At 62.5% G+C, this 10,784-nt stretch carries 8 protein-coding genes and 3 pseudogenes; 5 read left to right on the top strand and 6 right to left on the bottom strand.

Annotated features, from left to right (window positions below):
* Positions 1–42: 42 nt before the first annotated feature.
* Complete coding sequence (locus HX846_RS04210) at positions 43–1,446, bottom strand: NorM family multidrug efflux MATE transporter (protein WP_102604065.1); 1,404 nt, start codon at positions 1,444–1,446, stop codon at positions 43–45.
* Between the two features lie 152 nt (positions 1,447–1,598).
* Between HX846_RS04210 and HX846_RS04205 the strand changes: the two genes are divergently transcribed.
* The 3 genes and pseudogenes from HX846_RS04205 (at position 1,599) to HX846_RS40330 (ending at position 4,686) form a co-directional block, all read left to right on the top strand.
* On the top strand, positions 1,599–2,519 hold the full coding sequence (locus HX846_RS04205; protein WP_003208769.1) for a LysR substrate-binding domain-containing protein: 921 nt from the start codon (positions 1,599–1,601) through the stop codon (positions 2,517–2,519).
* A 178-nt stretch (positions 2,520–2,697) separates the two neighbouring features.
* Positions 2,698–3,771, top strand: a pseudogene (locus tag HX846_RS40335) (Cache 3/Cache 2 fusion domain-containing protein); the annotation flags it as partial.
* A 42-nt stretch (positions 3,772–3,813) separates the two neighbouring features.
* Positions 3,814–4,686, top strand: a complete 873-nt coding sequence (locus tag HX846_RS40330; RefSeq protein ID WP_372241963.1) for a methyl-accepting chemotaxis protein — start codon at positions 3,814–3,816, stop codon at positions 4,684–4,686.
* Between the two features lie 3 nt (positions 4,687–4,689).
* Here HX846_RS40330 and HX846_RS04195 read toward each other — a convergent pair whose 3' ends face one another.
* From HX846_RS04195 to HX846_RS04180, 5 genes and pseudogenes are all read right to left on the bottom strand, one after another.
* Positions 4,690–5,433: a YkgJ family cysteine cluster protein gene (locus HX846_RS04195; RefSeq protein WP_003216242.1), complete on the bottom strand. Its 744-nt coding sequence runs from the start codon at positions 5,431–5,433 to the stop codon at positions 4,690–4,692.
* 108 nt (positions 5,434–5,541) lie between these two features.
* On the bottom strand, positions 5,542–6,024 hold the full coding sequence (locus HX846_RS04190) for an N-acetyltransferase (protein ID WP_003216240.1): 483 nt from the start codon (positions 6,022–6,024) through the stop codon (positions 5,542–5,544).
* A gap of 3 nt (positions 6,025–6,027) precedes the next feature.
* On the bottom strand, positions 6,028–6,930 hold the full coding sequence (locus HX846_RS04185; RefSeq protein WP_102369883.1) for a chemotaxis protein CheV: 903 nt from the start codon (positions 6,928–6,930) through the stop codon (positions 6,028–6,030).
* A 51-nt stretch (positions 6,931–6,981) separates the two neighbouring features.
* Positions 6,982–7,080: pseudogene (locus HX846_RS39445) on the bottom strand (outer membrane lipoprotein carrier protein LolA); the annotation flags it as partial.
* A 28-nt stretch (positions 7,081–7,108) separates the two neighbouring features.
* A complete protein-coding gene (locus HX846_RS04180) occupies positions 7,109–8,083 on the bottom strand; it encodes a D-glycerate dehydrogenase (protein ID WP_178965020.1) in 975 nt (324 codons plus the stop codon).
* Positions 8,084–8,434: 351 nt separating this feature from the next.
* Between HX846_RS04180 and HX846_RS04175 the strand changes: the two genes are divergently transcribed.
* Positions 8,435–9,757 carry an OprD family porin gene (locus HX846_RS04175; RefSeq protein ID WP_178965019.1) on the top strand — a complete coding sequence of 441 codons (1,323 nt, stop codon included), beginning with the start codon at positions 8,435–8,437 and terminating at the stop codon, positions 9,755–9,757.
* 86 nt (positions 9,758–9,843) lie between these two features.
* Positions 9,844–10,784, top strand: a pseudogene (locus HX846_RS04170) (deoxyribonuclease); the annotation flags it as partial.

Here is a 10,784-nt window from a genome sequence, read left to right as displayed (position 1 = left end):
TTCGCGAGCAAGCCCGCTCCCACATTTGACCGAGTACAGCCGTTACTCCGGCTGCGCGGCTTGAAATCCTTGGTGGGTTTCAGGCTCCTGGCGAATCATCCGCTTCATCTTCCGTTCAAACGCCCAGGTCAGGCTGACTGCCGCGCACGCCAGGCCCAGGGCCAGGCCCCACCAAACGCCCGTCGGCCCCCAGCCGAGATTGAACGCCATCAACCATGCGGCCGGTGCGCCGATCAGCCAGTAGCAGCCCAGCCCGACCAGGAAGGTGGTCTTGGCATCCTTGAGTCCGCGAATACAGCCCATGGCGATGGTTTGCACGCCGTCGAACAGCTCAAACCATGCGGCCACCGCCAGCAGGCTGACGGCGAGGTTGATCACGTCGCGAAACGCCGGGTCATGCTGGTCGAGGAACAAGCTGATCAGTGGGTGCGAGAACAACCACAGCACCGCTGCAAAGCCCAGCATCACCACTGCGCCAAAGCCTATGCCAACTCGCCCGGCCAGCCGCGCTTCCAGCAACTGCCCGGCACCATAATGCTGGCCGATACGCATGGTGATCGCGTACGACATGCCCGCCGGCACCATGAACGCCACCGACACGATCTGCAGGGCGATCTGGTGCGCAGCCAATTGCGTACTGCCCATGGTGCCCATGCACAGCGCGGCGAACGCAAACAGCCCGACTTCCACCGCATAGGTGCCACCAATCGGCAGGCCCAGGCGCCACAGTTCCCGCAGGTAATGCAGGTTGGGCCGCAGCAAACCCTTGCGCAGCGGATACGCGTCGTAGGCACGGTTGTATTTGATGTACCAGATCAACGCCAACGCCATGCAGTTGGCAACGATGGCGGTGACCAGGCCAATGCCCACCAGCCCGAGTTTCGGCAGGCCGAACATGCCTTCGATCAACGCGTGGTTGAGCAGGTAGTTGATCACCGTGCCGCACAGGCTGATCACCATCACCGGCGTGGCCTTGCCGATAGCGCTGGTGAAGCCGCGTAGCGCCATGAACGTCAGGTAGCCGGGTAGGGCGAACGGCAGGATGGTCAGGAACTGGCCGGCGGACGCGACGTTGGTTTCGGTCTGGCCGAACATCAGCAGCACCGGCTTGAGGTTCCACAGCAGCAAACCAGCCACCAGCGCCATCAACCAGGCCAGCCACAGCCCGGCCTGGGTCAGGCGGGTGGCGCCTTCGATGTCGCCGGCGCCCTGGCGGATCGCGACCAGCGTGCCCACGGCAGCGATCACGCCGATGCAGAAAATCGACACGAACGAATAGCTCGCCGCACCCAGGCCTCCGCCGGCCAGGGCCTCGGGGCTCAGGCGGGCCATCATCAGGGTGTCGGTCAGCACCATCAGCATGTGGGCCAACTGTGAGGCAATCAGCGGCCCTGACAGCCGCAGAATGGCCCAGAGTTCGGTACGTGCCGGATGCTGCATGATCATCACGCTCAAAAAGTCAGGGAAGGGTGGAAGGGTTGATTCTCGGCGCTCACAGCGCATTGCACAAAGGGATAAATCCGATGGTTCGCATGATTAAAACTCATGCCTAAATGATTCTGGTAGGGTTTCGATATTGCGCCGTCGGAGTTTTCGCCATGTCTCGTCGTCTTCCTCCTCTTTACGCCTTGCGCGCGTTTGAAGCTGCGTCCCGCTACAACTCGTTCACCCGCGCGGCGGAAGAGTTGTCGATCACCCAAAGTGCGGTGAGCCGGCACATTCGTACCCTGGAAGAGCATTTCGCCTGCCGCCTGTTCCAGCGCAGCGGCCGCACCTTGCAACTCACCGAGGCAGCGCGCCTGTTGCTGCCGGGCGTGCGTGAAGGCTTTGCGGCCCTGGAGCGGGCCTGCCATACCTTGAATGCCGAGGACGACATCCTGCGCATGAAGGCGCCGTCCACCCTGACCATGCGCTGGCTGCTGGCGCGCCTCAGTCGCTTCCGGCACCTGCAGCCGGGCAATGAAGTGCAACTGACCAGCGCCTGGATGAGCGTCGATGAGGTGGATTTCAACCAGGAACCATTCGATTGCGCGGTGTTGCTGAGCAACGGGCATTTCCCGCCGGACTGGGAAGCCAGCTACCTGTTTCCTGAGTTGCTGATTCCGGTGGGCGCGCCGAACCTGTTGAGCGACGGACCCTGGGACGTTGCGCGCCTGGCCTCTGCCGAACTGCTGCACCCGACGCCGGACCGGCGTGACTGGCGCAACTGGCTGGAGCGCATGGGGCTGTCATCCCAGGTTTCGCTCAAGGGCGGGCAGGTGTTCGACACCTTGGAGTTGGGTATGATCGCCGCCGCCCGAGGGTACGGCGTGTCCATGGGCGACTTGCTGATGGTGGCCGAAGACGTGGCCCAGGGCCGCCTGAGTCTGCCATGGCCCACCGCTGTGGCCAGTGGGGAAAATTACTATCTGGTGTGGCCGAAGACCCGGCCGGGTGGCGAGCGTTTGCGACGGCTGGGTGACTTTCTCCAGGGCGAAGTGCAGGCCATGGAATTGCCCCAGGTCGAGCGCCTCGACTGAGTGGATTGCGCACCGGCCAGCAATCGTTTGCGCGATACCCCTGTGATTCGCTCAAGTATTGAGCCTGCCCGCCGAAGTAGGGTTGTTGGAACTACCGTTCTGCAACGTTTCCCCTATTAGAATTTTGCCGAGCAGCGCTATGAGATCAGGATGATCCTGGCCTCGGCCAGGAGCCTTCATGTCTCAACCTCGCGCCCGGATTGCCTCTCAACTGGGGCTTGCCCTCGCCGTGATACTGGCTGTCGTCATCAGCGGCAGCACGGTATTCGCGTTGCGTTCGCTGGATTCCGCCAACCTCGACACCCGCGAGGAGCACCTGGCCAGCGAGGCCCGCTTGCTGGCCGACCAACTCAATACCTTCCACAGCACCTTGCGCGAAAGTACCCAGCGTTTGAGCGGGCTGTTTGAAAAGCGCTTCAGCGCCGGCTTGAGTACGCGCCCTGAGCAACCGGTGACGGTGGCGGGCGTGCAGACGCCGGGCCTGTACCTGGGCGAGGAAGTGCTCAACAACAACTTCGCTGAAGTCGATGAGTTCAAGCAGATGTCCGGCGGCGTGGCGACCTTGTTCGTACGCAGCGGCGAGGACTTTATCCGCGTCAGCACCTCCCTGACCAAGCAGGATGGCAGCCGCGCCATCGGTACGGCGCTGGATCACCAGCATCCGGCCTATCAACGTTTGCTGGGCGGGCAAGGCTACGTTGGCCGTGCGGTGTTGTTCGATCGCTCCTACATGACCCAGTACAGCCCGGTGCGGGACGCCAGCGGCAAAGTGATTGCGGTGCTGTTTGTCGGCTTCGACTACACCGATGCGCAGAACGCCCAGTTCGACAACCTCAAGCGTTTCCGCATCGGCCAGACCGGTTCCCTGGCGCTGCTGGACGAGCAGAAGCACTGGCTGGTACCGCCCGCTGGCGTGCAGGCGCTGGATCAGTCGATTCCGGTGATGCTCGACCTGGCCGCCAAACCTGGAAAAGGCCGTTTCTGGAGCGACAAGAACGAAGACTTCTACAGCGTTGCCGTGCCGTTTGAAGGCGGCCCGTGGTCGGTGGTGGCGAGCATGCCGAAAGCCGAAATTCGCGCGGTGACCTGGTCGGTGGGGATTCGCCTGGCGATCGGCAGCTTGCTCGCGATGCTGCTGGCGGTGGGCGCGGCGGTCTGGTTGCTGCGCAGCAAGTTGCAGCCATTGGGCGACCTGGTGCGTCAGGCCGAAGCCCTGGGCGCCGGTGATTTGAGCGCACGGCTGAACGTTTCCAGCCATGACGAAATCGGCCAACTAGCCCGCAGTTTCAACCAGATGGGCGAAGCGCTGTCGACCATGGTGTCGCATATCCGCAAGGCGGCTGAAGACGTGAACAGCCGCGCCCAGGCATTGTCGGGGTTGTCCGGCGGTGCGTACGAAGGCATGGAGCAACAGTCCGGCGAGATCACCAGCATGGCCGGCGCGGTGGAGGAGTTCAGCGCCACCTCGCTGAACATCGCCGACAACATGGGCAACACCGAACGCCTGGCCCAGGACAATGCCCAGCAAACCAGGATCGGCCGCACCTCGATGCAAGAAGCGTCGTCGTCCCTGGAACACATCGCCACTGCGCTGAACAGCACGGCCACGGTGATCAACACCCTGGGCCAGCGCTCCCAGGAAATCGGCGGGATCGTCGGAGTGATCACCGCGATTGCCGAACAGACCAACCTGCTGGCGCTCAACGCCGCCATCGAAGCGGCGCGGGCCGGGGAGCAAGGACGCGGGTTTGCCGTGGTGGCCGATGAGGTACGAGGCCTGGCTCAGCGTACGCAGGATTCGACCAATGAGATCCAGCGCATGATCAGCACCCTGCAAGGCGGTGCCCGGGATGCAGTGCAGGCGATGGCGCAAAGCAGCCAGCATGTGGAGGCCAGCGTCGATCAGGCCCAGCGCGCCGCTGCCGCACTGGATGGGATCAGCCAGCGAGTGACCCGAATTACCGCCATGAGCCAGCAGATTGCGGCGGCGGTGGAAGAACAGAGTGCGGTGAGCGAAGACATCAATCGCAACATCATCGGCATTCGCAATGCCGGGGAAGTGACGGTCAGCGCTGGCCAGCAGAGCCAGCTCAGCTCAGGGGACGTGGCGGGGCTGGCGGATGACTTGCGGCGGTTGGCGGAGGAATTCTGGGGCAAGCGGCGCTAGCGCTTAAGCCGCCCGCAATGAAATGAAGGCGTAGTTCGCCGGCACCTCGGTGGCAATCCGGGCGCCGGCATCCAGCAGTTGCTCGGCAATGTCCATCCCGGACACATGAAACACCCACTCATTGGCCTGCACGACTTCTTGCGTCGCCAACTCGATCGCCTGGGCAAACAGGCCCATGTCGGGCAAGTACGCGGTAAACCCATCGCCCTTGAGCGCCGTGGTATGGATGCCCAGCAACCCGCACACGGCTTCCTTGGCCTGGATATCATCGCGGTCAGCCTGGCGTGAGCGGCGGATCAACTCGGCCAGCTCCTTGTCCATCAACTCGCCCCCCACGATCAGCGCCGGCCCCTGCTCCCAGGATTCCGGCGGGCAGTCCTTGGCGGCCGGGTTCAACGGGATGTGCGGATTGATCTCCATCGGGTAGATGCGGCACACCAACGGCCGCCGCTCGTAAATGCGGCAACGGTCGTCTTCGTCAAGATTCCGGCAGCGCCCGGCGTTATAGGCGGCAAAGGTGATTGCCACATACGCCTCGGTATTGCCGCTGGGCACGATGGCGGAACGGCGTTGTGCGTGGTCACGTTGCAACTCGGGCAGCCCCAGGCCACTGCCCAGGAAACCTTCCACCAGCACGATGACATTACCGCCGTCAGCCGCCCAGCTGCGGGCTTCTTCGAGGGTCAAGGGCACATGGTGGTCGGTGCAGCATTTGCCGCAACCGACGCAGGAAAAATGGGTATTCATGGAGGATCTGTCACCAGGCAAGGTCAGAAGGCACTCATGAACGGTGGCGGGTTTTTGCCTCTGTTCACCGTTCTGCCTCTGTGCAAAGCAAGTTATGCGCCAGCGCCGTCAGTCCTCGGGGACAAGGTCGCGAAGCACAAACACCATGCCCACACGTTCATACAGCCGCCGTGCCCGCAAGTTGGACTCCAGCACCTTGAGGTCGACAAACGCTTCGCCGCGTTGCTTGAACACCTGGAAGGTGTGCAGCAATAACGCACGGCCCAACCCCATGCCCTGGGCACAGGGGTGAATGGCCAGGTTCTTGATGTAGGCGCTGGTCCAGCATTGGGACACACCCAGGATGCCGCTGGCGTTACTCGCCACCAGGCACAGTTTTGGGTCGAACTCGGCATCGGTAACGAACTGCTGGCGCCAGTGCTCAAGGGAGCCGACCCGTCCGCCGCCTTGTTCCTGGGCCAGGCTCAATACCGCATGGATCGCCGGGGCCATGGCTTCGCGGTAATGATCCAGCTGGATATCCGCCGGCCATTGCGGGGCGGGCAGGCTGCCGGTGAGGTCGCGGCGCAGCAGCTGGAAATATTCACCCACCGGTCACAGGCCCTGTTGCGCCACGGTCTGGGCGGCTACCACCAGGCACTTGGTCAGTTCCGGCGAAGAAAACTTGGTGAGTACCGCATTGGCGCCGGCAAGGCGGGCTTTTTCGCTGTTCATCGCACTGTCCAGGGAGGTGTGCAGCAGCACATAAAGGTCCTGGAAGTCCGGGGTTTCCCGCAGGGTACGGGTGAAGGCGTAGCCGTCCATTTCGGACATTTCGATGTCCGAGACCACCACGTTGATTTGCTCGACGGTGCCTTGCAGCTCCAGCAAACGGTCAATGGCTTCCTTGGCGCTGCGGGCGGTGTGGCAGGTCAGGCCGAGGTTGCGCAGGGTGTGCACCGACTGCTGCAGCGCCACCTGGCTGTCGTCCACCACCAGGATTCGGGCGTTGCCCAGCACTTCGGCTTCTTCCATGGTCAGGTCGGTGGGCGCCGCTTCGATCTGCGCCGGGGCGATGCCGTGGATGACTTTCTCGATGTCCAGCACTTGCACCAGGGCGCCTTCGACCTGGGTCACGCCGGTGATAAACGAACGCGTACCGCCGGAACCAAACGGCGGCGGGCGAATGTCGGTGGTCAGGCAGTGCACGATCTTGCTCACCGCCTGCACATGCAGGCCCTGCTTGGAACGGCTCACGTCGGTGACGATCAGGCAGCCGCCGTCCGGGTCTTGCAGGGGCATTTCCCCCAGGGCGCGGCTCAGGTCGATCACCGACAACGCGGTGCCGCGCAAGGTGGCGATGCCTTTGACGTGGGGGTGCGACTCCGGCAGCTTGGTCAGCGGCGGGCAGGGAATGATTTCACTGACTTTCAGCAGGTTGATCGCCATCAGCTTGCCGCTGCGCAAGGTAAAGAGCAGAAGCGAGAGTGAATCTGCGCGGGCTTTGGTGGTGGACATAAAAACCTTCTGTGGATCAGGGATGACGATCTATAGACCGTTATCGACTTGCACGCGAAAAACTGTAGGAGCGAGCTTGCTCGCGAAGAACCTGAGGGCGCTGTGTTTATCCAGGCTGCCCGCGTTATCGTTGACGCTTTTCGCGAGCAAGCTCGCTCCTACCTACAACAAGCAGTCGTCAGCCCTTCCACACCTGCGGGTTTACCAGATCCTGCGGACGCTCGCCCAGCAAGGCGCTGCGCAGGTTTTCCAGGGCGCGGTTGGCCATGGCTTCGCGGGTCTCGTTGGTGGCCGAGCCGATGTGCGGCAGGGTCACGGCATTGCTCAGTTGGAACAGCGGCGACTCGGACAGCGGCTCCTGCTCGTACACATCCAGGCCGGCACCACGGATGGTCTGGTTTTGCAGGGCCTGGATCAGCGCCGGCTCATCCACCACCGGGCCACGGGAGATGTTCACCAGGATCGCACTGGATTTCATCAGGCCCAGCTCGCGATGGCTGATCAGGTGGCGGTTTTTCTCGCTCAGTGGCACCACCAGGCAGACGAAATCGGCTTCGGCCAGCAACTGGTCGAGGCTGCGAAACTGCGCGCCGAGTTCCTGTTCCAGTTCGGTCTTGCGGCTGTTACCGCTGTATAGAATCGGCATATTGAAACCCAGGCGACCCCGACGCGCCACGGCCGCGCCGATGTTGCCCATGCCGACGATACCCAGGGTCTTGCCGTGTACATCACAGCCAAACAACGGCGCGCCGACGCTGGCTTTCCACTGGCCGGCCTTGGTCCAGGCGTCCAGTTCGGCGACGCGGCGGGCGCTGCTCATCAGCAGGGCGAAGGCCAGGTCGGCGGTGCTTTCGGTGAGCACATCCGGGGTGTTGGTGAGCATGATCCCGCGCTCATTGAAGTACGCCAGGTCGTAGTTGTCGTAGCCCACCGACACGCTGGAAACCACTTCCAGTTTGCTCGCACCTTCCAGTTGCGCGCGGCCCAGTTTGCGGCCTACGCCGATCAGGCCGTGGGCATGGGGCAAGGCTTCGTTGAACTGGGCGTTGATGTCGCCCTGCTTGGGGTTGGGGGCGATGACATCGAAATCCTGTTGCAGGCGTTCGATCATTTCCGGGGTGACGCGGCTGAAGGCGAGGACGGTCTTTTTCATGGAAGGCGGGCTCATCGACTACGTGGGAATGGCAAGCACGCTAACATTCTTGGGTAGGGCTTGTCAGGCCGCCCCTCACACCCCACTGCCAGACTGTTGCGATTTGGGCAACAGTCATTATCTTGTTACACTCTGTATCGCACCGCTCACCTGCGCTAATTTGTCGCATCGATGAGCGCAGCGGTTAAGACCGACCCGCTCTCCCCCGATTTCCCTCGACTTATTTCCAGGGCTCTACACTGGGGATCTGTCTTAAAGCCGCTGAGTTCAGCGGCTTTTTTTTGCGCTGAAAAAAGGCCAGGAACCCCAACAACACTGGCCGGTTTCGATTGACCCAAAGGAGCTCCACCGGTGAAAACCTCGCTGACGTTCACCCCGTTATTCCTCGCGATTGCTGCAACGATCGTTCCCCTTGCCCACGCGGCAGACACCCCGGCCACCGACGGCTTCGTCGAAGGTTCCAGCTTCAAGATCAACACCCGCAACTACTACATGAACCGCGACCGTCGCGACATTCACACCGATGACAGCAAGGAATGGGGCCAGGGCTTCATCGGCATCTTCGAATCCGGCTACACCCCCGGCATCGTCGGCTTCGGCCTGGACGCCAACGCCATGCTCGGCCTCAAGCTCGACGGCGGTGGCGGCACCGATGGCTCGGGCATCCTGCCGGTAAGCTCCGGCAACGGCAAAGCGCCCGGCTCGTTCTCCACCGCCGGCGCCACCCTGAAAATGCGCGCCTTCGACACCGAACTGAAAGCCGGCGACCTGCTCCTCAACAACCCGGTGATTGCCGGCGGCATGACCCGCATGCTGCCCCAGACCTTCCGCGGCGTGAGCCTGACCAACCACAGCCTGGACGGCTGGATGTTCGAAGGCGGCCAGGCCAGCTTCACCAAGCTCTACAACCAGAGCGGCCGTCGCCGCATCGGCACCAGCTACGGCGCATTGCCCAATGGCGAAGACAGCCGCCACCTGGACTGGGCCGGCGTGTCCTTCAGCGGCGTGCCGGGGCTGACCAGCAACCTGTACGCGTCCGAACTCAAGGACATCTGGAACCAGTACTACTACGACCTGGACTACACCTGGCAGTTGAACGAGCTGGTCAGCCTGAACCCGGGCCTGCACTACTACCACACCCAGGAGACCGGCAAAGCCTTGCTGGGCAACATCGACAACAACACCTACAGCCTGCATTTCACCGTGGGCGTGGGCAATCACAGCGTTACCGCCGCCTACCAGCGGGTCAACGGCAACACGCCGTTCGACTACATCAGCCAGGGCGACAGCATCTACCTGGACAACTCCCAGCAATACTCCGACTTCAACGGCCCCAACGAGCGCTCGTGTAAGCTCAAGTACGCCTATGACTTCGTCGGGCTGGGCCTGCCGGGCCTGACCTCGGCAGTGTCTTACATCAGCGGCAAGACCGACCTGACCACGGTCGATCCGGACAGCCGTGGTTACTCATCCTGGTACAGTGCCGACGGCAAGAACGCCAAGCACTGGGAACGGGACATCGACCTCAAGTATGTGGTGCAAGGCGGCAAGGCCAAGGACCTGGCCGTGCGCCTGCAATGGGCGACCAATCGCGGCGGCAATGGCTACGCGGCAGTGGACCGGGACGTGGATGAGTACCGCGTGATCGTCGACTATCCGATTGACGTTTTTTAACCTTCAGGCTTTCTTTTAGCGGCGACGACTTATTTTTCACAGCATGGAACTAAACTGCCAGCATCTTGAGTGCCGAAGCCAGTCCCATGAGTCAACGCCGCGCCTTCACCCTGCCTGCACGCCCGGAGCTTTTGCTGATTCTGGGCAGTGGCCTTACTGTCGTGCTGATCGTGGTCATCGTTGCCGTACTGCTGATCCGCGAACACGCCAGCGCCTTGCAGGCAGCCAAGCGCTCCACCAGCAATATCACCCAACTGATCAATGCCGATGTGCTGCGCAACGTCGAGCTCTACGACCTGGCGCTGAACGGCCTGATCACCGCAACCACTCGCGATGACCTGCCCCAGGTTTCCGCCGAAGTCCTGCATATGGTGCAGTTCGACCAGTCCACGGCCGCCCCTTTCAAAGGCGAAGTCCTGCTGCTGGACAAAACCGGCGCGGTCACCGCCGACTCTTCCACGCTGGCGCCCACACCCCGCAACTTCGCCAATCGCGACTATTTCCAGATCCACCAGCAGAACCCCGATGCCGGGCTGTTCATCAGTCGGCCCTTCAGGATTCGTTGCGACTGCGATCAAGTCTGGCGCATCGCCTTCAGCCGCCGGGTGCCCGGACCCAATGGCGAGTTTGCCGGTGTGGCGGTGGCAACCATGCGCCTGGCGTATTTCGACCAGCTGTTCAATAGCCTGACCATCGGCAGCGGCAGCAGCATCAACCTGCTGAACAACGACGGCATCCTGCTGGCCCAGCAGCCGCTGCTGGAAAGAGACATGATCAACAAGGACCTGAGCGCGCGGCCCAACTTCAAGCGAATGCTGCGCGAAGGCAGCGGCAGTTTCAGCGCCATCTCCGCCATCAGTGGCGCGCAACGGCTGTACACCTTCACCAGCGTCGGCGCGCTGCCGCTGATTGTGGTGGTGGCGTTGTCGAGCGATGACGTGTTTGCCGCCTGGAAGCGCGCCGCCCTGCTGATCAGTGGCGCCACCGGCGTGCTGTGTGTGGGGCTGTTGTGGCTGACCTGGATGCT

The organism is Pseudomonas sp. K5002, assembly GCF_013386655.1.
Taxonomy (GTDB): domain Bacteria; phylum Pseudomonadota; class Gammaproteobacteria; order Pseudomonadales; family Pseudomonadaceae; genus Aquipseudomonas.
This window is presented reverse-complemented; position numbering and strand designations above follow the sequence as displayed.